Annotated in this window: 22 protein-coding genes and 3 pseudogenes; 14 read left to right on the top strand and 11 right to left on the bottom strand. The window is 53.8% G+C overall.

Annotated features, from left to right (window positions below):
- Positions 1-45 precede the first annotated feature (45 nt).
- Positions 46-1,746, bottom strand: a complete 1,701-nt coding sequence (locus CWM52_RS24210; RefSeq protein ID WP_100686392.1) for an ATP-dependent nuclease — start codon at positions 1,744-1,746, stop codon at positions 46-48.
- A 463-nt stretch (positions 1,747-2,209) separates the two neighbouring features.
- On the opposite strand from CWM52_RS24210, the gene CWM52_RS24200 reads away from it, so the two are divergent.
- Complete coding sequence (locus CWM52_RS24200) at positions 2,210-2,413, top strand: hypothetical protein (RefSeq protein ID WP_079968719.1); 204 nt, start codon at positions 2,210-2,212, stop codon at positions 2,411-2,413.
- A gap of 1,056 nt (positions 2,414-3,469) precedes the next feature.
- Here CWM52_RS24200 and CWM52_RS24190 read toward each other — a convergent pair.
- Together CWM52_RS24190 and CWM52_RS24185 are read right to left on the bottom strand one after the other, a co-directional pair.
- Positions 3,470-4,939, bottom strand: a complete 1,470-nt coding sequence (locus CWM52_RS24190) for an ATP-binding protein (protein WP_100686390.1) — start codon at positions 4,937-4,939, stop codon at positions 3,470-3,472.
- A 490-nt stretch (positions 4,940-5,429) separates the two neighbouring features.
- Positions 5,430-6,626 (bottom strand): porin, encoded by a 1,197-nt coding sequence (locus CWM52_RS24185; RefSeq protein WP_100686389.1) that lies wholly within the window; start codon positions 6,624-6,626, stop codon positions 5,430-5,432.
- Between the two features lie 563 nt (positions 6,627-7,189).
- Between CWM52_RS24185 and CWM52_RS24175 the strand changes: the two genes are divergently transcribed.
- The 3 genes and pseudogenes from CWM52_RS24175 to CWM52_RS24165 all read left to right on the top strand — a co-directional run bounded on the left by CWM52_RS24175 (position 7,190) and on the right by CWM52_RS24165 (position 9,742).
- Complete coding sequence (locus tag CWM52_RS24175; RefSeq protein WP_100686387.1) at positions 7,190-8,197, top strand: zinc-binding alcohol dehydrogenase family protein; 1,008 nt, start codon at positions 7,190-7,192, stop codon at positions 8,195-8,197.
- Between the two features lies 1 nt (position 8,198).
- Positions 8,199-8,498, top strand: a complete 300-nt coding sequence (locus tag CWM52_RS24170; RefSeq protein WP_100686386.1) for a putative quinol monooxygenase — start codon at positions 8,199-8,201, stop codon at positions 8,496-8,498.
- Between the two features lie 214 nt (positions 8,499-8,712).
- Positions 8,713-9,742 (top strand): annotated as a pseudogene (locus CWM52_RS24165) (NAD(P)-dependent alcohol dehydrogenase).
- On the opposite strand, the gene CWM52_RS24160 reads toward CWM52_RS24165, so the two are convergent.
- The 5 genes and pseudogenes from CWM52_RS24160 to CWM52_RS24140 all read right to left on the bottom strand — a co-directional run bounded on the left by CWM52_RS24160 (position 9,739) and on the right by CWM52_RS24140 (position 13,907).
- Entirely contained in the window at positions 9,739-10,692 is a 954-nt protein-coding gene (locus CWM52_RS24160) for a GlxA family transcriptional regulator (protein WP_100686385.1), read from the bottom strand. The pseudogene CWM52_RS24165 and the gene CWM52_RS24160 sit on opposite strands and share 4 nt — an antisense overlap.
- A 25-nt stretch (positions 10,693-10,717) precedes the next feature.
- Positions 10,718-11,497, bottom strand: a complete 780-nt coding sequence (locus CWM52_RS24155) for an MBL fold metallo-hydrolase (RefSeq protein ID WP_100686384.1) — start codon at positions 11,495-11,497, stop codon at positions 10,718-10,720.
- Between the two features lie 192 nt (positions 11,498-11,689).
- Positions 11,690-12,006, bottom strand: a pseudogene (locus tag CWM52_RS24150) (DMT family transporter); the annotation flags it as partial.
- A 24-nt stretch (positions 12,007-12,030) separates the two neighbouring features.
- Complete coding sequence (gene nlpA, locus CWM52_RS24145) at positions 12,031-12,840, bottom strand: lipoprotein NlpA (RefSeq protein ID WP_100686383.1); 810 nt, start codon at positions 12,838-12,840, stop codon at positions 12,031-12,033.
- A 161-nt stretch (positions 12,841-13,001) separates the two neighbouring features.
- Entirely contained in the window at positions 13,002-13,907 is a 906-nt protein-coding gene (locus CWM52_RS24140) for an AraC family transcriptional regulator (protein WP_100686382.1), read from the bottom strand.
- Between the two features lie 117 nt (positions 13,908-14,024).
- Here CWM52_RS24140 and CWM52_RS24135 point away from each other — a divergent pair, with 117 nt between their 5' ends.
- Positions 14,025-14,561, top strand: coding sequence for a carboxymuconolactone decarboxylase family protein (locus CWM52_RS24135; protein ID WP_100686381.1), 537 nt, complete (start codon positions 14,025-14,027; stop codon positions 14,559-14,561).
- 17 nt (positions 14,562-14,578) lie between these two features.
- Here CWM52_RS24135 and CWM52_RS24130 read toward each other — a convergent pair whose 3' ends face one another.
- Both CWM52_RS24130 and CWM52_RS24125 read right to left on the bottom strand, forming a co-directional pair.
- Positions 14,579-15,049: a DUF1348 family protein gene (locus CWM52_RS24130; protein ID WP_100686394.1), complete on the bottom strand. Its 471-nt coding sequence runs from the start codon at positions 15,047-15,049 to the stop codon at positions 14,579-14,581.
- 2 nt (positions 15,050-15,051) lie between these two features.
- Positions 15,052-15,684: a pyridoxamine 5'-phosphate oxidase family protein gene (locus tag CWM52_RS24125; protein ID WP_100686380.1), complete on the bottom strand. Its 633-nt coding sequence runs from the start codon at positions 15,682-15,684 to the stop codon at positions 15,052-15,054.
- Between the two features lie 102 nt (positions 15,685-15,786).
- On the opposite strand from CWM52_RS24125, the gene CWM52_RS24120 reads away from it, so the two are divergent.
- The 5 genes from CWM52_RS24120 to CWM52_RS24100 all read left to right on the top strand — a co-directional run bounded on the left by CWM52_RS24120 (position 15,787) and on the right by CWM52_RS24100 (position 20,784).
- Positions 15,787-16,701, top strand: a complete 915-nt coding sequence (locus CWM52_RS24120; RefSeq protein ID WP_100686379.1) for a LysR family transcriptional regulator — start codon at positions 15,787-15,789, stop codon at positions 16,699-16,701.
- A gap of 291 nt (positions 16,702-16,992) precedes the next feature.
- A complete protein-coding gene (murQ, locus tag CWM52_RS24115; RefSeq protein ID WP_100686378.1) occupies positions 16,993-17,895 on the top strand; it encodes an N-acetylmuramic acid 6-phosphate etherase in 903 nt (300 codons plus the stop codon).
- Between the two features lie 24 nt (positions 17,896-17,919).
- Positions 17,920-19,353, top strand: a complete 1,434-nt coding sequence (murP, locus tag CWM52_RS24110; protein WP_100686377.1) for a PTS N-acetylmuramic acid transporter subunit IIBC — start codon at positions 17,920-17,922, stop codon at positions 19,351-19,353.
- A gap of 120 nt (positions 19,354-19,473) precedes the next feature.
- Complete coding sequence (locus CWM52_RS24105) at positions 19,474-20,376, top strand: EamA family transporter (protein ID WP_160704167.1); 903 nt, start codon at positions 19,474-19,476, stop codon at positions 20,374-20,376.
- A gap of 108 nt (positions 20,377-20,484) precedes the next feature.
- On the top strand, positions 20,485-20,784 hold the full coding sequence (locus CWM52_RS24100; protein ID WP_100686376.1) for a YicS family protein: 300 nt from the start codon (positions 20,485-20,487) through the stop codon (positions 20,782-20,784).
- Positions 20,785-20,867: 83 nt separating this feature from the next.
- On the opposite strand, the gene CWM52_RS24095 is transcribed toward CWM52_RS24100, so the two are convergent.
- Complete coding sequence (locus CWM52_RS24095; protein WP_100686375.1) at positions 20,868-21,809, bottom strand: LacI family DNA-binding transcriptional regulator; 942 nt, start codon at positions 21,807-21,809, stop codon at positions 20,868-20,870.
- Between the two features lie 294 nt (positions 21,810-22,103).
- Between CWM52_RS24095 and CWM52_RS24090 the strand changes: the two genes are divergently transcribed.
- The 4 genes and pseudogenes from CWM52_RS24090 to CWM52_RS24075 form a co-directional block, all read left to right on the top strand.
- Complete coding sequence (locus CWM52_RS24090) at positions 22,104-22,418, top strand: PTS sugar transporter subunit IIB (protein ID WP_100686374.1); 315 nt, start codon at positions 22,104-22,106, stop codon at positions 22,416-22,418.
- Positions 22,419-22,429: 11 nt separating this feature from the next.
- The gene (locus CWM52_RS24085) at positions 22,430-23,755 is read left to right on the top strand and encodes a PTS sugar transporter subunit IIC (RefSeq protein ID WP_100686373.1); all 1,326 of its coding nucleotides are present in this window, start codon (positions 22,430-22,432) and stop codon (positions 23,753-23,755) included.
- Between the two features lie 160 nt (positions 23,756-23,915).
- Positions 23,916-24,044: pseudogene (locus CWM52_RS24080) on the top strand (PTS lactose/cellobiose transporter subunit IIA); the annotation flags it as partial.
- 292 nt (positions 24,045-24,336) lie between these two features.
- A partial coding sequence (locus tag CWM52_RS24075; protein ID WP_165785432.1) for a carbohydrate porin occupies positions 24,337-24,809 on the top strand: 473 nt, incomplete at its 3' end.

The following is a 24,809-nucleotide window of genomic DNA, read 5'->3' as shown; positions in this document are numbered from 1 at the left end:
GCCTGAGCGACCACCTTTAATCGGATGGCAATTACACAGAATTATTTACAGGGTCATATCGACATGCCCTAAATTTGGCTTTAAAATTCTCTTCCAGTATAGATTTGCGTTATAAGGTTTACTCTTGTCACTTGTTTGAACAAAACGCAATTCTTCAGGGACACTATCATTTTGATGTGCAGGCTCGAATGTTGTCGAATGAACCCTTAATATACCAACAAGACTTTGATTTTTTGACTTATCAAGTTGATATTGTTCAGAAATTGTTTTTTGAATCCCTTTATCAAAAAAAGGACATCCATCAACGTCATGACTAACAATAGTAGCTTGATCAGTATCAAATATGGCATGATATTTAATATTAAATTTAGAAAATATTTTCTGATAAAAAGGAATATTATTTACTGTACCACAATTTAATATAAATATATTTTTGTTAGTTTGTTGTTCCTGTAAATAGGCTCTTGAGATAATTTCCTCTGTAGGCCCTTCGATAAGTACTACCTCATCAGCATAAAACGATTCGCACATAAATGGATTGAACCTAAGAACCTCATACATTTCTTGTTTGAGCTCTTCATCTGTTTTTATATCTTTTGCTTCTTTTAAAAAAGAATCGTTTATTTGGAATATTTTAGTCCCGTTACTGGTTTTAACAAGTCTAATTATTGAAGATTTTGGTTTAGATATGTCGATCATTGTTGGTGAATGAGAAGCACATAGCACTTGATAAGGTAAATCTTCAGTACTTACTTGATAAATTAGCTCCCTTAACTCCTTAACCATTTTTGGATAAAGGAAAAGCTCTGGCTCCTCAAAAAGAACCATATAATCTTTCCTACCAGCTCTCCTTTCGAATTTTTCAGCTACATCTTTCATTAACAATAATGTGAAAATAGCTGTGCGAATTGTTCCATGGCCTACACTATTGTGTGAACAAGGAATTTCATCATCTCTTTCTCCATCAATTGTAGTCTTGACAAACTCTATATCAAATTCTTTCCCAAGTTTGTTTTCTGTCCACGCTAATCGTTCTTTTATATCTTTAAATGCTATACGAGCATCATCAAATATTTTCTTAAAATAATCATTTACGGAATCTTGATAAGATGCAATTGTTTCTGTGTTATACATTTTATCTTGAAGTTCTTTTATTTTAGCCCTAGCATCTTCTAATTCCTGAAGTTCAGCAACTTTCAAAGTACTTTCGGCCATGGTTTTTAATATTTCATTTAATGTCTTCTTAGCTTCCTCTTCAGTAGGCATTGCTTTAATAAATATGGGTTTTGGCATACATGACTGAAAAACCCTATGCAACCCTATAGAGGCATACCCAATTTCTTCATAAGAATTTTTTTCATAATCGAACGTGTAATTTTTGACTTTTACTTTTCCCTTTTCAAGGAACCATATTTTCTTTACTCTTATATTATTATTAACTGCATATTTTTTATAACTTTCCTTTTGTTTAGGTGCATTCGTTTCAATTCTATCTCTATCTAGTGCATCGAGCTCTACCTCTAACTCAAACTCTATGCTATTTTGTAAATTTTTCCTGTAAAAATCATCATTAGAAGGTTCTTCATCATTATAAAAAAACTCGTATGCTTTGAGAAAACTTGATTTCCCCGCATTGTTCTGCCCATATATAAATAGCGTATTTGTGTCCTTGAATATTATTTTATTTATATCAAGACCTCCAGATATTCCACGAAAATTATTAACTGCAAAGAAAGTTATTTTCATCTTAATGCCTTGTATTAGTAAAAACACAACAATAGCAATTAATAGAATTTGTTAAATGTCCTATTTTCAAATCGTTGCGCAAGATCAAACTCACATAAAATAATTTATACGTAATTCGGATATTCTTAATGGCACGTGGCTTTTCTCCACAATTTTGAGTTATATTGGTCACGTTGCGGCAAAACCGCAACCGGAATTGGCGTTCCGAATTATCACGAGTGTCGGTAGCGATGTTTGCTGTGCTACTGGCGCGGCCTGCGCTCGCCCCTTCAATGGTGACTCAGGCAGGGGCTTCGAAAGAAGCGCCGGGTCGTGATAACCGGTACGCCAACCCTGTCTGGGTCATCACCAGTGAGCCTGGCGTCTCCGGTGATGGCGTTAACCTGCTTATCACGAAGCGGAGCACTGCGAATGTATCCTGTCCTGCTGTCCCCCGTCGCATTTGCCTCCGCCGGAGGTATCTATGAAAATAACGGTAGAACAACCCTCGGCCAGAGATCTGGTCGATCGCTCGCGTGTTCTGGTACATGCGATGCTCGATAATCCTGATGAAATAGGCCCGAATTTTGTAATACTGCTTATCCTTGCCGAACAGCTACAGCGGTTGCACGATGCATTTGAAGAGGATGAGGTCCGGCGGCTCAGGGATGAAAAATTACCGCAGTAGTTAGTTTTTCCTACAGCATCAGGGAGGATGCTGTCATGTCTTGGCTTCGATTCCCCCATTTTATCCCCCGCTTTCCTTTCCCTGGCTGGCTCCCCCACTTTCTGTGACAAAAAAGCAGAAAAACCAGTGGTGACGCGGTATTGGATGAAATCCCCCATCTTTCCCGGCTAAATACGAAAATAGTGGGGGACAACGTGACTTTCCGGCATATTTCCCCCACTGTTCAGGTATCCCCCATTATTCCCCCACATCAGCCAGTCGGATCTCTTCACCATCGAGAACAATCAATTGTTCTCGCAGCAGCTTTTCAAGCCAGCGGGAAAATTTCTTATCCACGTTCATACCTCTGGCACGCAGGTCGTCGCGCAGCAGTGCCCGCGTACAGGACTGGTTCCGACTGATACGCTGATTTATACATTTCCAGAGAGCGGCATGGTCACCCGCTTACGCGTATTAAAGTGACGCCGCGTTTTACCTCTCCGGCAGGAATCCGGACGCAAAGCCTTCGGCAATGCCGTCCTGATTTCCTGCCTGCCCTCTGTCTGGTCGTTGTGCCTGCAACAGCTCAACGATAAAAGGATGTGGTCGCCTGTATCAAAGACAGACAGTCAGTTTCAGACCACGCTACTTCCGTATTGACCTGCGGGATTGATCGCCATCAGCGCTTCTTTCAGATCACCGCTCATCCTGGAACGGGAAGCTTTCGGGCGCAGCATCGCTGCCATGTGTTGCGAACAGGCTAGATCAGGAGAAAAGAAAAAGATGCAGGAAACTGTATTTGGGATTTGAAGAATTTATTTATTAATAAAATCAGTAAATAACAGAGGTGTGATTATGACACCATTTCCATAATCGGCAGGAATGTTTGTTGATGCCTGGATATCACCAAAACAGGAAATCGACGGCTGGAGAAGGGTGAAAAGACCTTCGGATCAAGCAACCATCAAGCAAATTGCAGAGCGGGAAAGATTCTATCTTTTTGTTTTCAATAATGAAAATATAAATCACGCTTACAACCAAGAGCCAGAATCAAGCAACCATCAAGCAAATCCCCAACTACGCCCAGAATGGGATGTAGCGCATTGCCTTGGTTCCTACTGATGAATCGTATTGTTTGATACGATCTTCTTTCATTGCTTCCTTGATGATACGGCTAATCATTGCGCTGTTTTTTTCATCAACACCAAATCTTTCCCGCAGCGTGGTGTTGTTCATCGGAACCTTTTCAAGGTACTTCAATACACAATGAAGGTAAGTCGCCCTGACTTTTTCCTCATTATCCATATCCTTAAAATCGCGATGAGCAAACAAAGTGACTTTCGTATGCTCCTGATAAACTTCAAAGTGAGGGGCTGGAAGCTGATAAATCTCAGTTTCAATAACAACTTTATCGATACCGCTTCCCCGTTCTTCACAGATCCCCATCCTGCGCATAAGAGAGGCTATTCTTTCATTACGGCTACGCGGGGGAGAATCAAGAAGGCGATCAATCGCCACTAATGGTATGCCAGGATTCGAAATTTCCATGCGATCGGCGAACAACTCAAGCATTGGCCCCGTCCCGCCAATGTTGAAATCTTGGTGAATCAGCGAGTTGGCAACAACTTCTCGTATAGACAGTTCCGGATACATTCTTACTTCGCTGCGAAAAGCCTTCCCAATCACCTCATTTGATGGCAAAAGGTTATTAATATAATCAATCAAGCCTTCAAAACCGACGGCATAACCTTTATGGCCTTGTAGTTCCTTTACCGTTTTAAAACGATTATTTGCATCGTACTGGATTAAACGAATGGCTTTGCGGGACAAATTTTTAAAGGCATCTAATTCTCGTGCAAAAAGTATTGCACCAAGATTGGTAATATCCCAGAACCCCGCATCATTTCTCTCAACAACAAAATCCTTTGCAAGGTAATCCATTATAGAATCTTTGTTGTCTGGTAACGGTTGAGATAAGAGCGAGAAGAACGATGGGTAGTCGATTAACTGCAACACCTCATCAATAGAGCACTTGTCACGTGCTACGCGGTATTCCCAGGGTTTCCGATCAAAGACACGCCAGAGGGCACGCTCTTTTTCAGGATGTTTACCCAGCGGTTTTTTATAAGAACCAATACGAATAAATTCTGTTCCCGAAAAACGCACAGGGGTATGGCAATTAGCATTTATCTCCAGAATGACAACAGCATCATTCTCAGGTGACGAGAATTCATGGAATGTAAAATCAATCTTTGGTTCCAGTCCCTGCAACAGCCAGCTTTCCAGCTCCTGCTGTTTATGCTTAGCCAGAGAGGGTTTGAAATCCGTACCGATTATAGAATGAGTCTCATCATCAACACCCCACACCATATAGGCTGTAGGCTTTCCAAGCAAAGCAGCCGAATTTGCCAGTGCCGAGATATACTCTCCGAGTTCTTCTGGTTTTATTGCATTATGCTTAAATTCTGCCCACTCAGTCTCTTTCGGCAATGAAACCAGCTCTTTCAGCAAAGAACGAAAACCGACTTCCTCTTTAGAAACAGACATTTAAGCACCGAATAATAGCTATACCAAGTCATAAGGATATGGCTTTAGACTGCCCATGGCAATGTCCCACATCACATCGCCTGATTTTGAGGACAGCCAGTGGAAAGTAAACTCAATGAACACCCTGCCCCCTGCTGGCATAGCCTGACATTCAAGGATGCTGCTGATATTGCGGCTAAAGATAGCGTGTATAGGAATGTGTATATAAATCTAGAAACATTAAAATAAAAGCATTTATTATTATAATATTAGGTCATTGACGGTACTCCTGTGATCGCCTTGCTGCCCCTGAATCCTTCCCCCATGCAATAAACCATACCGCCCCATGGCAACCCGTTATGTCACCCTGTGGCCAACTCATGCCGACCCAGACCGCGAATATGCTCAGAAATAACCGGCTTCCTGTTGCTTGCATCTTCTGGCAACCGGCAGACTCTGCTTAACAGGATGGCCGTGCGAAGCGGGGCTTCTGCGAAACCTGTTCTCCTCATCAGAAGTAATAGCCGATATTCACGTTAGTGCGGAAATACCATTTGCCGCTGCCCTCAGACTGAGTGCTGGTCCAGCCGGTAGCGTTCAGCGCGCCGCCCCACGGATTGACGTTCTTCGCCCAGCTGAGATCGACCCAGAACATCACCGGCAGCGCAAAAACCTGCACGCCGAGGGTGTTCATCTGCGAATCCTGCCAGCCGCTTTTGTCTTTCCACAGCACGCTGTAGTCGTTATAGAAACGCAGCTTCGAGACGCTCCCCCACTTCACATCGACGTCACGAGCCAGGTTGAGCGACGCGGTGGTGGCCCTCGCCGGGATCAGGTAGGCCGGAGTCAGGCCGTTGCCACCCATCAGAATCGTATCGTCGCTGACACCCGCCGGATTCTTCGGATCGTACTGGTAGCGAATCAGCTGCGAGGCGAACTGCCACGGCCCGTTATGCAGCATCCCGTGAACTCCTGCCGCCCAGAAGGTACCGTCGTCGTCAGTTTCACGGTTGTGCAGGCGCGCCAACGCCAGCGAACCACCCAGCTCGTTGTTCCAGCCGCCGCCGTGGAAATCACGCGCGATACGCACGTTAACCTGATCGCGCTTTTCATTATGCTGCTGATGCTGGGTGGGGTAGATCGTGTTTTTCAGACGATCGTAATCGCCGACATCCGGCGCGTAGCGTAAATTCTCCGGCACCATCCACGGAAAATAAGCCACATCCAGCGACCAGTAATTATCGTGATATTGATAGTTGACGCCGCTGCCGGCGCTGACGCCAAAGCCTAAATAAAACGGTATACCGTACGACCAGCCAAATTGCGGATAGGGTTCAAGGCCAAAAGGTTTGCCGGGGATACCGAGCGTAATATTGTTATTATCATTTAAACGATACCCCACATAGGCCCTGTCGACGGCATATTTATGGTGATCCTGGAACCAGAATCCGGCATCAAAGAAATAGTTATTATAAAAGCCGCTGCTGTCGATACGAAAGGTATCAAAACGCAGATGCGGCGGGTGGCGATAATTACTGCCCTTCCAGTCTTCATAGCGATAATTGGCCCGCAGCGCGCCGCCGAAATCCAGCCCGGCGAGATTGTCGGCACTGCGCCAGCCGATATGCGGAAACGGCTTGCCGTCGTCCGCCTGCGCCAGGCCGTTGACACTGGCGGCCAGCAGCAGCGAAAGAATTAATTTACGCATAGCACATCCCTCACTTTATATTTTAATAAGCGATAAAAGGCGTCGCCGCTTAATACCGGCGTATTTATTTTCGTTTCAACAGTGAAACTCTCGATTAAATAGCAAGATATTTATATTTTTGTTTCAAATGTGAAACCCTGTTTATTATTTGACAGAGGAAAAATCGCACGCAGAGTGCCAGGAGTCAAGGCACAAACCTTGAGCGATAACGCAATTTTATTATTCACTGCGGAATATATTCATATTTGTGGTACTGACACAAAAATATTCTCAAATATGAAACATAACTTGCGAAGTACAAATCACATTTCCCGGCGCGAGCATTTCGCGATATTCCTCCCGGGAGTCTCCAGGTTGGTGTCGTCCCAACAGCGAAGTCAGTGTACCCGCGCTGAGCAGGCTGGCCGCACCACGGTTAATCTGAAATAGCGCGATATCTGTCCCCAGACCGATTTTCATCTTTTCAATATAACTCTTATCGCCAAGGCCCCGTTTTTCCCTCTCCGCCAGGGGTCTACCATTAATGGATTCCCACAGAAACCTCATTTAAAACCGGAGAGTGTATGAAAGCGATCGCCATTACCCGCGCCGTAACTGAAGGCAGTAACATCCCATTTTTAAGCGACATTGAGCTACCGCTTCCGGTTGCTGCCGGGCATGACCTGCTCATTGAAGTGAAAGCGATTTCCGTTAACCCGGTGGATACCAAAGTCCGCGCCGGATTTACCGGCGATACCCCGCGCGTGCTGGGCTGGGATGCGGTTGGCATCGTAAAATCGGTCGGCGAGGCGGTGACGCTGTTCGCGCCGGGCGATGAAGTCTGGTATGCCGGTGCGTTGGGACGCGCGGGAAGTAATAGCGAGTTTCAGCTCGTCGACGAACGGATCGTCGCCTTAAAGCCGCGCTCACTGGATAACGCCTCTGCCGCCGCCCTGCCGCTGACCGCCATCACCGCATGGGAATTATTGTTCGACCGTCTTGGCGTGCAGGAAGGCGGCAATGCCGGGGACACGCTGCTGATTGTCGGCGCGGCGGGCGGCGTCGGTTCCATTCTCACGCAGCTGGCGCGCAAACTGACGCGCATGACGGTCATCGGTACCGCTTCGCGCCCGGAAAGCCAGAAATGGGTACTTGATGCCGGGGCGCACCACGTTATCGATCACAGCAAGCCGCTCAGTGAAGAACTGGCGCGGATTGGGGTCAACGCCGTGACGCACGTCGCCAGCCTCAACAAGACTGAGCAACATTACGCGCAGCTGATTGCCGCCCTCGCCCCACAGGGTAAACTGGCGTTGATTGACGATCCGGAAACCCTCGATGCTCGCCCGCTGAAGGCCAAAAGTATTTCGCTGCACTGGGAGTTTATGTTCACCCGTTCGATGTTTGAAACGCTGGATATGCTGGCCCAGCATCAGCTGCTGACCCGGGTGGCGGCGCTGATTGACGATAAGACCATCAAAACCACCCTCGGTGAGCATTACGGTCCAATCAACGCCAGCAACCTGCAGAAAGCGCACGCCCGACTGGAAACCGGACGCGCGGTCGGCAAAATCGTGCTGGAAGGGTTTTAAGATGACCAAAGATACGGTATCTGTCATTGCGGTTCTGAAAGCCAAACCGGGGAAAACGGCCGGGCTCAAGCAGGCGCTGAAAGCGCTGTTACTGCCGACCCGTCAGGAAGCGGGTAATCTGGATTACGCCCTGTTTCAGCTGCGCGATGCGCCGGACACCTTCTACATGCGCGAGTCGTGGCGCGGCCCGTCCGCGCTGGAGGCGCACATCGCCCAGCCGCACTTTCAGGCTTTTATCGCGCAAATGGACAGCCTGCTGGCGGAGCCGCTGCGCCTGGATTATCTGACGCCGGTTGAATAATCGCCTCAACGTTTGCGGGTTCCCTGCCGGGCGGGGAATCCGCCTCTTCTTGCCGCGTTCTTTTTTATCCCGCCTCTTTTTCCCTTTACGGTTTAACACTCTGAGCTAATCGCCTCACGCCCCGCGCTGACCAGGCTACGCTTACCGTTGCCGCCAAAAAGCAGGTCATCCCCTCCGAATCATCCAGCACGTTCATTCAGAAAGAGGTTTCGCTATGCAGATCAATGCTATTGGTACGTACTCCGCCAGCCAACCGCTGAAATCGATGGCTATCTCCCGCCGCGACCCGGGGCCCCACGATGTGCAGATTGCCATCGATTACTGCGGCGTCTGCCATTCCGACCTTCATCAGGCGCGATCCGAATGGGCCGGTACGCTCTATCCTTGCGTACCGGGACATGAAATCGTCGGCCAGGTGACCGCCATCGGCAATCAGGTCTCGGGATTCAACGTGGGCGACCTGGTCGGCGTCGGCTGTATGGTCGATAGCTGTAAACAGTGTGCAGAGTGCGAGGCAGGACTGGAAAACTACTGCGACCATATGATTCTCACCTACAACGGCCCCACGGCCGATGCGCCCGGACACACCCTCGGCGGCTATTCGCAGCAGATTGTGGTACACGAACGCTACGTGCTGCACGTGCGCCATCCGTAGGAACAACTCGCCGCCGTGGCGCCACTGCTCTGCGCGGGGATCACCACCTACTCTCCGCTGCGCCACTGGAACGTCGGGCCGGGGAAAAAAGTCGGTATCGTCGGTATTGGCGGGTTGGGGCATATGGGGATTAAGTTGGCCCACGCCATGGGCGCCTACGTGGTGGCCTTTACCACCTCGGAATCAAAGCGGGAAGCGGCAAAAGCGCTGGGCGCGGATGAGGTGGTGGTCTCGCGCAACGAGGACGAAATGGCCGCCCACGTGAAAAGTTTCGATTTCATCCTTAACACCGTGGCGGCGCCGCACAACCTCGATGCCTTCACCACGTTACTTAAACGCGATGGCACTCTGACCCTGGTCGGCGCGCCGGCCAGTCCGCATCCTTCGCCGGAAGTGTTTAATCTGATATTCCGCCGCCGTGCGATTGCCGGTTCGATGATTGGCGGGATCCCGGAAACTCAGGAGATGCTCGATTTCTGCGCCGAGCACGGCATCGTCGCCGATATCGAACTCATTCGCGGCGATCAGATCAACGAAGCCTGGGAGCGAATATCGCTTCGTGATCGACAGCGCGACGCTCGCCGGTTAAGTCCCGCGGCGAAAGGTGCGCCGCCACTCTGCCGGGCTGACGCCAAAGCGGGATTTAAACTGCTGGCGCCAGGTCACGGCGGAGCGGAAGCCAACGCTCTCCGCCACCTGCTCGACGGGCATATTCCCCGCTTCGAGCAGGAGTTGACTGCGCCGCAGACGTTCCATGGTCAGCCAGTCGGCAATGCTCATGCCGGTTGCCCTGGCGAAGTGACGCGTCAGCGTACGGCGGCTCATCGCCACCACCTGCGCCAGCGAATCAAGGTTATGCGGCTCGGCGATATGCTGCTGGAGATACTCCAGCAGGCCGTTAATCCGCGCGTCGCGGGTATTTTTCGGCACCGGCTGGGCGATAAACTGCGCCTGGCCTCCCTCGCGATGGGGCGGCACGATCATGCGTCGGGCAATCTGATTCGCCGCCAGGCTGCCAAAACGCTGGCGGATGATATACAGGCAGCAGTCGAGCGCCGCCGCCGTGCCCGCCGAAGTAATGATCCGCTGGTCATCGACGTACAGCGCATTGATATCCAGCTGCACCTGGGGAAACAACTGCTGAAACGCCTGCTCAAACTCCCAGTGGGTCGCCGCCCGTTTGCCATCCAGCAGTCCGGCATAGCCGAGAACAAAAGCACCAAGGCACAGCCCGACAATTTCAGCGCCGCTCTCCCTTGCCCGCACCAGGCTATCCAGTAGCGACTGGGGCGGCCGCTGATGCACCGCGCCCCAGTAAGGCACCACCACGATATCGGCCTGCTCAAGGGCGGTGAAATCGGCGCTGGCGTTGAGCGCAAAGCCATCGCGCGCGGTCAACAATCCCGGCCTTTCGGCGCAAATCTGCAGGTTAAAGCGTTTCGTTTCCGAGACGCTATCGCCAAACAACATACAGGGAACCGAGTAGTGGAAAGGGCTAAAGCCATCCACGGCGACAATCGCGACATCGGTGAGTTTCATGGTGCCCTCCGTTCCCTACAACCGGTTAAAAGAAAAGACTTTCCCCATCCTGCGGGATGCTGACCACATCGGCAATCTGATTATCCGCCACGTATTCGCGCAGCTCCTCGCGGCTCAGCAGGCAGTGGTTAACCGCTTCGAGATGGATAGCCACAATGTGTGCCTCCGGCAGGGTGAAATGCGCTTTCAGCACATCTTCTTTACCCATAATAATCGCTCCGAACCCAATCACGTGCGCGTAGCCGGCGTTCAGCACCACCACATCGGGATGCAGCCGCAGCATATCGGCCTCAATTTCAGGGCGCCAGAGGGTGTCGCCCACCAGCCATAGCGTTTTCTCCTGCGGATGGCGGAACACCACCCCGCAGGCTTCGCCCAGGCGCTCCGCCATGGCCGGTACGGCATAGGTACGGTCGCTGCCATGCTGCCCGGAAGTGGTCTTCTGTAAGCTGACGCCGGCAAACTCGCTTTCTGCCGACAGCAGGCGGATATCCTGAAATCCCTGTCCGCGCAGCAACCGGGCATCGCCGTCATGCTGGACAAAAACCGGCAGCGTTTTCGGGATCGCGGCGATCGCCGCCTCGTCCCAATGATCATCATGCGTATGGGTGACGATCGCCGCATCGACATCAATAATCGTTTCAAGGGAAAAAGGTAGCCCGACCAGTGGGTTACGCAACCCCGCGCGGGCAGTGCCCGGAAATCCCGGCCAGGCGCCGCGATCCGCCAGCATCGGGTCAATCAGGAATTTTTTCCCTGCATATTCAATAATCTGAGTTGAGTTACGGATATGGGTCATGTGCATGATGTTCACTCCTCTTCACGGTTATCTGGCGAACATCGTACGTCCCGCCAGCCTGGCGCAATATGGGCATTTGGGCAATGAACGATGAGATTGGGCCAACTTTCCGCGGTTGCCATCCGCCGCTGGCGATGGTCTCGTGGACGCTGGTTTTCTGAGGAGGTGGTGACGATGAAAAAGAGACTGACGCCGCTACGGCAGCTGTTCGCCGTACCACAGCGCGGCGGCAATGACCATCAACAGCGGCTCCAGCACCATGATAATCGCGGCGCTCGCCACCGCCGCGTACTTCTGCCCCTTCATTTGCAGGCCGAAACGCAGACTGGTGGCGATAACAATTCGACGTGAAAGCCGCGACAAAACGGCAGCAGCAGCGCCGCAAAAAAGAAGCGCAGCCCAGGGAAGGCGAAAACCGGCATCCCCGCGATGGCTTCGCGAGAAAATATCCACCCGCAGGCGGCGATAACCGTAGCGGCTACCAGCAGTAAATCCGCCTGACGCTGCCGGACCATATTCGCCTCTCCTTGTGTTGACGATTACCAGCCGGGAACCGCGCCACCGTTAAAGATAGTCTCTGCCGCTTTTGCCACTTCCGGCGACTGATAGGACTGCATAAATTCCTTCACGTTTTCCGCGTCTTTATTCTCTTCGCGGGTCACAATGATATTCACGTACGGCGAGTTTTTATCTTCAATAAAAATCCCGTCATGCACCGGCGAGAGCCCGGTTTGCTGCAGATAGGTGGTGCTGATAATCGCCACATCCACTTTCGGGTCGTCCAGCACGCGCGGCAGCTGCGCCCCTTCCAGCTCCATAATGTTCAGGTGACGCGGGTTGGCGGTAATATCGACCGCCGTAGGCAGCAGGCCAGTCCCCGCCTTGAGGGTAATCAGCTGCTCTTTTTGCAACAGCAGCAGCGCGCGGCCGAGGTTAGTGGGATCGTTCGGAATGGCGATTGTCGCCCCGTCTTGCAGATCGGCCACCGATTTTATTTTGCGCGAGTAGCCCGCCATCGGGAACACGAAGGTGTTGCCGACCGCCACCAGATGGTAGCCGTGCGCTTTATTATCCTGTTCGAGGAATGGCCGGTGCTGGAAGACGTTAGCATCCAGATCGCCGGCGTTCGTCGCTTCATTAGGCAAAAGCGAACCGCTGAAGCCCACCAGCTCGACCTCCAGACCATATTTCTCTTTGGCGACCTTTTTAGCCACTTCCGCCACATCCTGTTCCGCGCCGTTGATAACGCCGACTTTAATGTGTTTCGCATCGCTGCTTTTCTGGTCGCAGCCCGCCAGCAGCAGGCCCGCCAGCACTACGGCGGCAGCTGTCCGTAAACGCAATTTCATCATTTTTACCCTGTCAGTCCATAGAAGCGGTTATTATTTTTCGTGCGAAACTATAACGATTTTATGGCCAGGTTTTAAACTGCAAAAACGGCAACCGGAAATAAAATCATCTACCGGTATTTGGCTTCATGCGCCAGCAGCCCGGCTTTACGCAGGTATCCTCACCGGCGTCGCCACTCGCCAGGCGTGACGCCATACAGCTTTTTAAACGCCTTCGAGAACGAGGCCTGCGACTGGAACCCACAGCGCCCGGCAATCACCTCAAGGTTAGTCTGCCGCTCCACGCGCAGCAGGCGCGCAGCCATCGCCATGCGCAGCTGCGAAAGCCAGGCCTGCGGCGTGAGGTGATACGCGCGGGCAAAGTGCCGGGCGAAGGTGGCGCGCGATAGAAAAGCGCGGGCGGCCATACTCTCCAGCGTCCAGGGCTGCTCCGGCGTCTCCAGCACCGCGAAAACAGCGGGCATCAGCCGTTCATCGCTCATCAGTCGCAGCAGCCCTTCCGGCGGCGCTTCGCTGCCCAGCAGCGTGCGCAGCAGCAAAACCAGCAGCGTGTCGCCGAGACTGCGCACGATAGCGCCGCTGCCGGGCCGTGCCATCAGGCTTTCCCGTACCAGCACATTAAGCAGCAGCTCCAGCTCCGGGCACGCCGCGCGCTCGTCGGTATGCAGATGAATCAAGTCCGCCGGTTCCGCAAATAACCAGCTGACGTGCGGTCCGAAGTAAAATTCGCCGCACAGCATCTCCAGCGCATCCTGGTCGGTACCGGTTCGGACCTCGGTCAGAGTGCCGTTAAAGCGGTGGGCGACGGGCAGGATCTGCCCCCACTCCACCAGGCTTTCCATCAGATGCGGCGAGCCGTGCGGGAGCAAGATGACATCTCCCGCCCGCATCTGCCGGGTTTGCTTGCCGACCGTCAGCCGCCCCTCGCCGCGTAACACAAAATGCCAGGGCACCACGCCGCTGCGCATCTGTTCATGACCAGCCTGCCAGCGACCGCCAAACCGGCAGTGGAGATTGACTTCGCAGCGCGGCGCCAGCAGCGCCAACAGATGACTGAGACTGTCCATGCCACTCCTGAGACGATAAGACAAAAAAATGAGACGAAGAGCCTCAGTCTAGCACGCCGCATCCTCCTAAGATGTCGCCATTGCCACATCACACCCTCACCAAAACAGGAGCACACCATGAGCCGTTTAGCTGATATTCGTGAACAAGACGTCACCGGTAAAGCCGCAGAAATTTTCGCCGCGATCAAAAAAGCGATGGGGAAAGTGCCCAATGCCTATCTGACCATTGGCGGTCATTCGCCGGCGGCATTGCAGCAGGCACTGGCGCATAACGCGATGCTGAGTAAAAGCAGCCTGAATGCCAAAGAGCTGGAAGCGATTAACCTGGCCGTGAGCGAAGCCACCGGCTGCGATTACTGCCTGGCGGCGCATACATTAATGGCGAAAAAAGCGGGTTACAGCGGCGAGCAAATCCGTGCCCTGCGTCGCGGCGAATATGCGGAAGATGCCCGTCTCGATGCGCTGGCGAAGTTTGTCCAGACCCTGGTGCGCACCCGCGGCACGCTCCCGGAAGCCGAGGTCAGCGCACTGCGTAACGCTGGCTTCAGCGACCAGCAGGTGATTGAGATAATCAGCGCGGTGAGCGCCATTCTGTTCACCAATATGGTGAACCGGGTGAATGATACGGTCGTCGACTTCCCGAAAGCCGATTAACCCGCCACGTCGCCTGTTTACAGCCCCAGCTCGCTCAGCCCCGGATGGTCATCGGGGCGGCGCCCCTGGGGCCAGTGGAACAGGCGATCCCGCTCGGCAATCGGCAGATCGTTAATGCAGGCGTAGCGGGTATGCATCAGGCCATGCTCATCAAACTCCCAGTTCTCATTGCCATATGAGCGAAACCAGTTGCCGCTGTCGTCACACCATTCATAGGCGAAACGCACCGCAATGCGGTTATCGTTCCACGCCCACAGCTCCTTAATCAGCCGGTAGTGCTGCTCTTTTTGCCATTTTCGCGTCAGGAAGGCGATGATTTCCGCGCGTCCATGAACAAACTCGCTGCGGTTGCGCCACCGGCTGTCGGCCGTATAGGCCAGCGCCACTTTTTGTGGGTCGCGGCTGTTCCAGCCATCTTCGGCGGCGCGAACTTTTTGCTGCGCGCTTTCCCGTGTAAACGGCGGCAGCGGCGGACGAACGTCGGTCATGGTCATTCTCCTTCTCCTTTGAGGGTTAACTGTTGTTGTAGCCGCAGGTTTTCCTGCTCCAGCGCCTGGATACGCTGCTGCAGCGTCTGGCTATACTCCGCCACCTGGCGGGCGCTGTAGCGCGGCGTTATGTGCTGCGGGCAGTTCCAGTCAAACGCCTGCAGTTGAAAGCGGAACAGGCGTTCCACTCGGGCGTGGTCATTGTCCAGCGTCAGTCGGGCCAGCAGCCCGGGGTCATCGTCCTTCGCCAGCACCTCGATGGTGGCATAGATTTTCAGCCTGGCGCGGCGCGGATAATCCATCAAAAACAGGCAGGCACGGTTGCTGCCGCGCAGGTTGCCGGTGGTGATGTATTGCCGGTTGCCGCCAAAATCCGCCATCGCCAGCGTGGCGTCATCCAGCAGATGGAGAAACCCCGGCGGCCCGCCGCGATGCTGAATATAGGGCCAGCCGGTTTGCGATAGCGTTGCCAGATAAAAACTGTCGCGGGTGACGATCATCTCCTCTTCGCTGGCGCCGAAACGTTCTCCCCTGCGCGGGCGATACGGCGACTGCCACAGCTTATCGCTCCCCATTTCATGTTGAACGTCCATCACATCAGGCGTGATGGCAATATCGAGAAAGTCCCCCGGCATAGCTCCTCCGAACGCGCGGTTACTGCGCTCATCATGGACTCTGCCGCCATAAATGATAATACTGCGATACTGACAATCATCTTTCCGGAAAACGGGATAATCATGGATCGCTTGAGCGCGATGGCGCTACTGGTAAAAGTGACTGAACTGGGCAGCATGTCGGCGGCGGCGCGGGCGCTGAATATGCCGTTGACCACCGTCAGCCGCCATATTGCCGAGCTGGAAAGCACGCTCGGCGTGCGCCTGCTGCTGCGCACCACCCGCAAGCTGACGCTGACCGATGCCGGTATCGATTATGTCGCCGCCGCGCGGCGCATTCTCGAAGAGGTGGACCAGGCCGAACGCCAGGCGGCGGGCGAATATCAGCAGCCGAAGGGCGAACTGACGATCGCGGCGCCGACGATGTTTGGCCGTCAGCATGTTTTACCGGTTGTGACCGCTTTTCTCGCACGTTACCCACAAATTCGCGTCCGTTTACTGCTCAGCGATCGCAATGCCGACCTGGTCGACGAGCATATCGATCTCGCGGTGCGCATTGGTACGCTACCGGATAGCGCCATGGTTGCCACCCGTCTGGGCGAGATGCGTATCGTGACCTGCGCCCACCCGGCGCTGCTGGAGAAACACGGATACCCGCAGCGCCCGCGTGAGCTGAGTACGCTGCCAGTCATTCGTATTGAATCACCGATGCCCTATCGCGGCTGGCGGTTTAAGGCGACGATGGCGGAAGACCGGCACGTGACGCTGCAACCGGTACTGTGTGTGACTACCCCGGAGAGCGCCGCCGACGCCGCGCGACTGGGGGCTGGCGTAGCGCGCCTGCTGCACTACCAGGCCATTGATGGCCTGACGAGCGGCGAGCTGACGCTGATACTGGAGGCGATGGAACCGGAACCTGCGCCGGTACATCTGCTGTATACCGCGCGCGGGCTGGTGCCTCTTAAGCTGCGGAAATTTCTCGATTTCGCAGCCCCCGTGCTGCGCCAGGCGCTGGCAGGCATCGCGGCAACCCGCTAGCTGGCGACGTCTTTCCGCCGCCATCGGCAAAGGTGGCGGTGAAACGACGATGAAAATGAGCCTCGCTAGCCATCAGCTATCCGTTTGCCCTGTTTGTCGGCGAGTAAAAAAACCGTCCGACCCGTTAACAACGAATCAGTAATAAAATATTCCAGTTTTGTTACTGCTTCGCTTCCCGACCTGCCTGCAAATCTCTTCTTATCTGTTCAGCGTTAATCGTGATAACCTTCACATGATTGGAATAATTAATTCCTTAGAATCTGTCTCCACTGTGATTGATGAGGTTTTCGTATGAGTATCGACCTGAGCGCGCTGCTGACCGAGCGCCGCAATGCCAATAGCGCCAATATAGACACCCTGTCCACCGTCGAGATGCTGACGGTCATTAACCAGGAAGACCAGCAGGTGGCCCACGCGATCGCCCCCTACTTACCGCAAATCGCTCAGGTCGTGGATAAAGTGGCCGCGGCGTTACAAGCTGGCGGGCGCCTGATTTACATTGGCGCCGGCACCTCCGGCCGTCTGGGGATCCTCGATGCCAGCGAATGTCCGCCGACTTTCGGTACTCGCCCCGAGCAGGTGGTCGGGGTTATCGCCGGCGGCCATAAAGCCATTCTGAGCGCCGTGGAAAATGTGGAAGATAACAAAGCGCAGGGCGCTATGGATCTGCAAAATCTTAACTTCAGCAATCGCGATGTGCTGGTTGGCCTCGCCGCCAGCGGACGCACGCCGTACGTCATTGGCGCCATGGAGTATGCCCACAGCCAGAACGCCTTCGTCGCCATCATCAGCTGTAACCCGCACGGTGAAATGGCCCGTCTGGCCGATGTAGCCATCACCCCGGTGGTGGGCCCGGAAGTGGTCACCGGTTCTACCCGTCTGAAGGCGGGAACCGCGCAAAAGCTGGTGCTGAACATGATCTCCACCGGCGCCATGATCCGCGTCGGTAAGGTGTACAGCAATCTGATGGTTGACGTTGAAGCGACCAACGCGAAGCTGATTGAGCGCCAGGTATCGATCGTGATGGAAGCCACCGACTGCGATCGCGCCCGCGCGCAGGCCGCGCTGGATGCCTGCGGTCGCCACTGTAAAACCGCCATTATCATGGTACTGGCGAATCTGAGCGCCGCAGAAGCGACATCCCTGCTGGCGAAAAATAACGGTTTTATCCGCAAAGCGCTGAGCAATACCTAAGCGCCGACAACCAGGTAGCGTGCCATGGCAAAAATAAATAAAGAGATGATAGCGCGGATCCTTACCCATGTTGGCGGGGCCGGAAACGTCGCCCAGGCGGGGAACTGCATGACCCGTCTGCGTTTAACCCTCCGTGATGAACAGCTCGCCGATAGCGCCGCCATCCGTCAGATTGAAGGGGTGATGGGGGTTATCGTCAGCGATGAGCAGTTTCAGGTGGTGCTCGGTCCCGGTAAAGCGCAAACCGCCGCGGAAATGATGAACGCACTGCTGGAAGAGGCGCAGGCCGACGCGCCGTCTCTGGCGCAGGTGGCGGCAGAGAAAAAACAGGCGCTGAAAAGCAAGCAAACCAGCGGCGTGCAGAAGTTTCTCGCCAGATTCGCCACTATTTTTACCCCGCTGATTCCCGGTTTTATCGCCGTCGGCCTGCTGCTCGGCTTCGCAACGCTGGCAGAACAGATGTTCGTGCTGGAGAATGCCCATCCCAACGCCTCGCTGGTGGCGCTGATCGGCTACATGAAAGTCTTCAGCAAGGGGATGTTCACCTTCCTGAGCATCCTGATTGGCTATAATGCGCAGAAGGCGTTTGGCGGCTCCGGAGTCAACGGCGCCATTATCGCGTCGCTGTTCGTCCTCGGCTACAACCCCGAAGCCACCAGCGGATTCTTCTCCGGGATCAGCACCTTCTTCGGTCACGGCATCGACCCGCGCGGCAACATTATCGGCGTACTGATTGCCTCGATTCTCGGCGCGTGGGTAGAAAAACAGGTACGCCGCGTGATGCCAGCCAACCTCGATATGATTCTGACCTCGGCAGTCACTCTGCTGATTATGGGCGCGGTGACCTTTACGGTGATTATGCCCATCGGCGGCTGGCTGTTTACCGGGATGTCGTGGCTGTTCCTCCATCTCAACGGCAACCCGTTTGGCTCCGCGGTGCTCGCCGGTCTGTTCCTGCTGGCGGTAATGTTCGGCGTCCATCAGGGCTTCGTGCCGGTCTATTTTGCGCTGGTCGATGCGCAAGGATTTAACTCGCTGTTTCCGATTCTGGCGATGGCGGGAGCCGGGCAGGTCGGCGCCGCGCTGGCGCTGTACTGGCGGGCAAAGCACGGCTCGATGCTGCGGACCCAGATTAAAGGGGCGATTATTCCCGGCTTTCTCGGTATCGGCGAACCGCTGATTTACGGCGTCACTCTGCCGCGGATGAAGCCGTTTATCACCGCCTGTATCGGCGGTGCCTGCGGCGGCTTTTTCCTCGGTCTGGTCGCGTGGCTGGGCCTGCCGGTGGGGCTGAATACGGTCTTTGGCCCTTCCGGCCTCGTGGCGCTGCCGCTGATGACCTCTGCGAGCGGGATCTACGCCGGCATGGCGGTTTACGCCGCGGGCCTGGCCGTTTCCTATCTATGCGGTTTCGTCTTTACCTGGCTGTTCGGCAGTAAAAACGTCGATTTGAGCTAGCATCGAATCGACCCAGGGCCCGGCCATCGCCACCGCGCCGGGCCCCACCATTTCCTGCCCGCCTCTGCGCATCAGCGCATGCTATGATGCGCCTTTTGCGCTATTTCATTCGAGGATAAGATGGGCTCCAGCAAAAAAGGGATGCTGAACGTACTGATAGCCGCGGTGCTATGGGGCAGCTCCGGCGTTTGCGCGCAGTACATTATGCAGCAAAGCCAGATGTCATCGCCGTTTCTGACCATGACGCGTCTGCTGTTCGCTGGCCTGATTCTTCTGATGCTCTCTTTTGTCCACGGCGACAAAATTTTCCGCGTCCTGCAAAAGCGCCAGGATGCCTTAAGCCTGCTGTTCTTCTCGTTGTTCGGCGCGCTGACCGTGCAGTACACCTTCCTGATGACCATCGAGAAATCGAACGCCGCGACCGCGACGGTACTCCAGTTCCTGTCGCCGACCATTATCGTCGCCTGGTTTGCGCTGGCCCGCAAAACACGACCGGGGCCGCTGGTGCTGGCGGCCATCGGGACCTCGCTGGCGGGGACGTTCCTGCTGGTCACCCACGGCAATCCCACCACGTTGTCCATTTCGCCGTCGGCGCTACTCTGGGGGGTGGCGTCGGCATTTGCCGCCGCGTTTTACACCACCTGGCCGTCAACGCTCATCGCCCGGTACGGCACCCTGCCGATCGTCGGCTGGAGCATGCTGCTGGGCGGGGCAATGCTGCTGCCGTTCTACGGCGGCCAGGGCGCCCACTTTGTCGTCAATGGCGGTCTGCTGCTGGCTTTCTTCTATCTGGTGGTGATCGGTACGTCGCTGACCTTCAGCCTCTATTTAAACGGGGCACAAAAAATTGGCGGCGCGAAAGCGGGGATTCTCAGCTGCGCCGAGCCGCTGAGCAGCGCGCTGCTGTCGCTCATGCTACTGGGCATCACCTTTACGCTCCCGGACTGGCTCGGTACGCTGCTGATTCTTTCCTCCGTGGTGCTGATAGCCGTGGATTCCCGACGCCGGGTTCAGTTAACGTAGAAAGCAAGCATCGGCTTTTAAACAACTTAACTGCCTGATAATTTGCGTGTTTCGCATCCTGCGCATATACATATAGTTGACTGAAGCGACTTTTTGAGGAGAAGCGTCATGAAAGCGTGTTGGATATTGTGCGTGGTTACGACCCTCAGCGCGACGGCGGCCTGGGCCGAATCACCGCTGAAAAGCCTGCAGTTCGAGCAACAAAAGCAACTGGTGTTAAAAGCGGTGAAGGCAAAATGCGCCCCGCAGGCCACCCTGAGCGATACCGATTTTGCCAATAAAATCCTCGCCTCTCAGCAAAATCAGGAATATGTCCGGCAGGCCACGCTGGCGAAAGAGCGGAATAATCAGAAGGGTTATCAGGCAGCTATCGATAAAATCAGCTGCCCGAAAACATCATCGCTTTAGCGTCGCCGCCAACGCTTCCCGCCGAATGTCACCAGCGCAGCGGCGACGCTGAAGCCGTGCGCCCGACAGGGTTCAGCAGGCGCTCAGCGTTTCGGAATAATTAAATCGCCGCGCAACATGCTGTCACTGAGCATCTGGTTTTTTTCCGTCAGCCAGCTGACGATGCGCGCCGCCATGGCGTCCATCGAATACTCAATGGCCGGAATGGTCGGAATACCGGGCAGCTGTAACGATCCAGCCAGACTGAACACCATGACTTTTTCCGGCACCGCCCGGTTGAACGCCAGCAGCTGCGGCACAATGTGCTGAGCCTGTTGCTCATCAGCAACCAGTAACGCATTGAAATTTAAGGTTGTCGCATTGTTGACCAGCTCTTGTACCGCCACTGACGGCGACGTACTGTCGAGGAATACCAGGTTGCGATTAAACGGCAGGAAATTTTTTTCCAGCGCATGTTTGTAGCCCAGCAAAACCTCGTCGGCAAAGCCGCTTCCTTCAGGATGAATTAACGCAATCTGCCGGCGCCCCTGGCTAATCAGGTAGTTACAGGCCGTTTCCGCCGCAAATGCGTGGTCAAACTGAATATTGTTCACCCCATCGCTTTCCAGGCAGTCAATCAGCGCCACATCCGGCCGGTCGATGTTTAATGGAAAGCGCGCGCCGATGATCAACACATCATCGCACAGGCCGCAGCTGAGCTCTTCGAGGGCGCTCATCACGCCAGCGCGGGTGTTGGCAAAACGCAGCAGCAGATGCTTCTGATGCAGACTCAGCTGTTTTTCCAGGGCATACAGATAGCTGGTCGTTTGATTAATATTGTCCTGGGCACAAATCACGCCGATACAGCCGGTGCTCTGGCTAAGCAGCGACTGGGCTATCATATTGGGCCGGTAGTTGAGTTCTTCTGCCGCCTGCAGTACCGCCTGACGGCTGGCCTCTTTGACTCCGCGCGAACCGCTCAACACCCGAGAGACGGTGGCTTTGGACACCCCTGCTAAACGTGATACATCATTGATTGTAGACATCATTATCCCCTGACAGAGCCCGTCCAATCCCTGTACATCCCCGGCCCTGAATCGCTTCAATTATAACCTTCGCCAGTATATCCGTTTCCATTTTCATTTGGAAACCGATTTTCCATTTCATGGAAAAACATCGCCAAACTGGCCGAAATCTGTGAGCAAAATCCAATTAATTAGCGCCATAAGGGGAAGATCTTGACAGTCATCACAGTTCTGTTTTTTATGAATGGAAACCGGTTTCCGTCTGATATCAAATCATCCACGCAATAACTTTTTACATTTTGAGGATGAGTGTCGATGTACAAGATCATGCTGTGCTGCTCTGCCGGGATGTCCACAAGTTTACTGGTCAGGAAGATGGTCGACGTGGCGAAAGAACGTAACCTGCCGGTGCAGATTGACGCCTACGGCGTTTCCGAATTTGACATGCAGTTTCCGCGCTACCAGGTAGTGCTGCTCGGTCCGCAGGTGAAATACATGTTGAAAACGTTGTCAGAAAAAGCCGCCTCCCTGAATATTCCGGTCCAGCCCATTAATACCATGGACTACGGGATGCAACGGGGAGATAACGTCCTGGATTATGCGCTGTCGCTGATTCATCCGGCGCAATAAGAGGTGTGCAAATGAGCTCTCCGTATCAGTCCATGATTGCCGTGATCGAGCAATCTATTACTCCGCTGGCAGGACGCCTTGGGCAGCAGAAGTATGTTATCGCCATTCGCGATGGCTTCACTGCCGCATTGCCGTTTATGATCATCGGCTCTTTCATGCTGGTATTTATCTTTCCTCCCTTTTCACCGGACACCACCAACGGGTTTGCCCGCGGCTGGCTGGATTTCTCGCAGCAGTACCGCGAACAGCTGATGCTGCCGTTCAATCTGAGCATGGGGGTGATGACCTTCTTTATCTCCGTCGGTATTGGCGCCAGTCTGGGACGCCAGTTTCAAATCGACCCGGTGATGTCCGGCCTGCTGGCATTTATGGCCTTTTTACTGGTAGCGGCCCCTTATGCCGACGGTAAAATCTCAACGCAGTACCTGTCAGGTCAGGGGATCTTCACCGCGCTGATTACCGCCATTTACTCCACCCGCGTCTATGCGTGGCTGAAACAGAACAACATCACTATTCGCCTGCCGAAAGAGGTGCCCACCGGCGTCGCCCGTTCGTTCGAAATCCTGATCCCGGTACTGGTGGTGATTGGCACCCTGCATCCGCTGAATCTGTTTCTTGAAGCCCAGACCGGTATGATTCTGCCGCAGGCGATTATGCACCTGCTGGAACCGCTGGTATCGGCTTCCGACTCCCTGCCCGCGATTCTGCTTTCCGTGCTGATGTGCCAGATTTTCTGGTTTGCCGGGATCCACGGCTCGCTGATTGTCACCGGGATTATGAACCCATTCTGGATGGCGAACCTGTCGGCCAACCAGGCGGCTCTGGCAGCCGGCGCCGCACTGCCGCACGTTTATTTGCAAGGCTTCTGGGACCACTATCTGCTGATTGGCGGCGTTGGCTCGACCTTACCGCTGGCGTTCCTGCTGCTGCGTAGCCGCGTGGCGCACCTGCGTACCATCGGCAAAATGGGTATCGTGCCGAGCTTCTTCAATATTAATGAACCAATCCTGTTTGGCGCGCCAATTATCATGAACCCGATGATGTTTATCCCGTTCATTTTCGTTCCGATGATCAACGCCATCCTGGCCTATGGCGCAACCCGTCTTGGCTGGCTGACCCAGGTTGTCTCGCTCACGCCCTGGACCACGCCCGCTCCTGTCGGCGCCTCGTGGGCGGCTAACTGGACATTAAGCCCGGTCATCATGTGCCTTATTTGCATGACGATGTCAGCCGTTATCTACCTGCCGTTCCTGCGCGCCTATGAGCGCTCCTTAATGAAAACTGAAGTAGAAAAAGCAAAAAATACCGTACCGGTTGCCGAAACTGTCAGCCAGTAATCAGGGGAAATACCGCGGGCGCTGTATTTTCCGCAAAATTTAAATAATACAATATTATTATCTTTGAATAATGCGAAAAAGGAACTTTCGCTATATTCTTTAATAAAATCCAATCACCTCAGGTAATATTATGATTGTTCAAGAAGATGCGCTAATGGAAATTAGCGCAAATGCCGGTGAGGCGCGCCAGCCAATGACGTTAATTATGGTGCATGCTCAGGATCATTTAATGAATTCACTGCTGGCGCGTGAATTTTCAGAGGAATTAATTCATTTGTACCAGCGTTAATTTATATAAACCTTAAAAAACTGTACCCGAAATAAACACACCCGCTGACTCTGGCGGAATGGCTATTATCTGAATATATCCGTCATATTTCAAGCTGCATGTGCGTTGGCTGCGCTCGCTTACCGAATCACTTACCAAAGTAAGCTCATAGGGATTCACTCCCTTGCCGCGTTACTCGGCCTAAGGCCTCGCCCCTTACGGGGCCAGCGCAAGCGCTGTTCAAAACGGTTAACCGTTTTGTCCTGCAACTCGAAGTATTTAGGATAGATGAATTATTAAAAGCGAGATAATTATGAAAACTGTAACCATGCTGCCATTAGCAATGGCGGTCGTCGCCGCGCTGTGCCCAATTTCCGTACTCGGCCAGGAGTTTACTCAGGAACAAATTGACGCCATTGTGGCGAAAGCCGTCGATAAGGCGCTGGCGGATCGCCAGGCGAAAATTGATGCTGCCGCCAATAAGAAAGTGGACGTCATGACCAACCCGCAAACTACCGCCGCATCGCCGGATATGGCGATTCCGTTCGGCCTGAAGTTTAGCGGCTACGCCCGCTACGGCGCCCAGTTCCAGACCGGCGATCAGAAGTTCGTTGGCGTCGATGGCTCCTATAACGGCGCCTCGGCCATCGGCCGTCTGGGCAACGAAGGCAACGGCGGCGAGTTCCAGATAACCAAAGCCTTTAAGAGCAGCCAGGGGGCTATCTGGGATATCAACGTCATGTTCGACCACTGGAGCGACGAAGTTAACCTGAAAAAAGCCTACGT

It is taken from the genome of Raoultella sp. T31 (assembly GCF_002806725.1).
GTDB classification, from domain to species: Bacteria; Pseudomonadota; Gammaproteobacteria; order Enterobacterales; family Enterobacteriaceae; genus Klebsiella; species Klebsiella electrica.
This window is presented reverse-complemented; position numbering and strand designations above follow the sequence as displayed.

Excerpts from the sequence above, each read along its gene's own strand:
- CWM52_RS24210 (WP_100686392.1), bottom strand. The coding sequence starts at position 1,746 with ATGAAAATAACTTTCTTTGCAGTTAATAATTTTCGTGGAATATCTGGA.
- CWM52_RS24200 (WP_079968719.1), top strand. The coding sequence starts at position 2,210 with ATGAAAATAACGGTAGAACAACCCTCGGCCAGAGATCTGGTCGATCGC.
- CWM52_RS24190 (WP_100686390.1), bottom strand. The coding sequence starts at position 4,939 with ATGTCTGTTTCTAAAGAGGAAGTCGGTTTTCGTTCTTTGCTGAAAGAG.
- CWM52_RS24185 (WP_100686389.1), bottom strand. The coding sequence starts at position 6,626 with ATGCGTAAATTAATTCTTTCGCTGCTGCTGGCCGCCAGTGTCAACGGC.
- CWM52_RS24175 (WP_100686387.1), top strand. The coding sequence starts at position 7,190 with ATGAAAGCGATCGCCATTACCCGCGCCGTAACTGAAGGCAGTAACATC.
- CWM52_RS24170 (WP_100686386.1), top strand. The coding sequence starts at position 8,199 with ATGACCAAAGATACGGTATCTGTCATTGCGGTTCTGAAAGCCAAACCG.
- CWM52_RS24160 (WP_100686385.1), bottom strand. The coding sequence starts at position 10,692 with ATGAAACTCACCGATGTCGCGATTGTCGCCGTGGATGGCTTTAGCCCT.
- CWM52_RS24155 (WP_100686384.1), bottom strand. The coding sequence starts at position 11,497 with ATGCACATGACCCATATCCGTAACTCAACTCAGATTATTGAATATGCA.
- nlpA (WP_100686383.1), bottom strand. The coding sequence starts at position 12,840 with ATGAAATTGCGTTTACGGACAGCTGCCGCCGTAGTGCTGGCGGGCCTG.
- CWM52_RS24140 (WP_100686382.1), bottom strand. The coding sequence starts at position 13,907 with ATGGACAGTCTCAGTCATCTGTTGGCGCTGCTGGCGCCGCGCTGCGAA.
- CWM52_RS24135 (WP_100686381.1), top strand. The coding sequence starts at position 14,025 with ATGAGCCGTTTAGCTGATATTCGTGAACAAGACGTCACCGGTAAAGCC.
- CWM52_RS24130 (WP_100686394.1), bottom strand. The coding sequence starts at position 15,049 with ATGACCGACGTTCGTCCGCCGCTGCCGCCGTTTACACGGGAAAGCGCG.
- CWM52_RS24125 (WP_100686380.1), bottom strand. The coding sequence starts at position 15,684 with ATGCCGGGGGACTTTCTCGATATTGCCATCACGCCTGATGTGATGGAC.
- CWM52_RS24120 (WP_100686379.1), top strand. The coding sequence starts at position 15,787 with ATGGATCGCTTGAGCGCGATGGCGCTACTGGTAAAAGTGACTGAACTG.
- murQ (WP_100686378.1), top strand. The coding sequence starts at position 16,993 with ATGAGTATCGACCTGAGCGCGCTGCTGACCGAGCGCCGCAATGCCAAT.
- murP (WP_100686377.1), top strand. The coding sequence starts at position 17,920 with ATGGCAAAAATAAATAAAGAGATGATAGCGCGGATCCTTACCCATGTT.
- CWM52_RS24105 (WP_160704167.1), top strand. The coding sequence starts at position 19,474 with ATGGGCTCCAGCAAAAAAGGGATGCTGAACGTACTGATAGCCGCGGTG.
- CWM52_RS24100 (WP_100686376.1), top strand. The coding sequence starts at position 20,485 with ATGAAAGCGTGTTGGATATTGTGCGTGGTTACGACCCTCAGCGCGACG.
- CWM52_RS24095 (WP_100686375.1), bottom strand. The coding sequence starts at position 21,809 with ATGTCTACAATCAATGATGTATCACGTTTAGCAGGGGTGTCCAAAGCC.
- CWM52_RS24090 (WP_100686374.1), top strand. The coding sequence starts at position 22,104 with ATGTACAAGATCATGCTGTGCTGCTCTGCCGGGATGTCCACAAGTTTA.
- CWM52_RS24085 (WP_100686373.1), top strand. The coding sequence starts at position 22,430 with ATGAGCTCTCCGTATCAGTCCATGATTGCCGTGATCGAGCAATCTATT.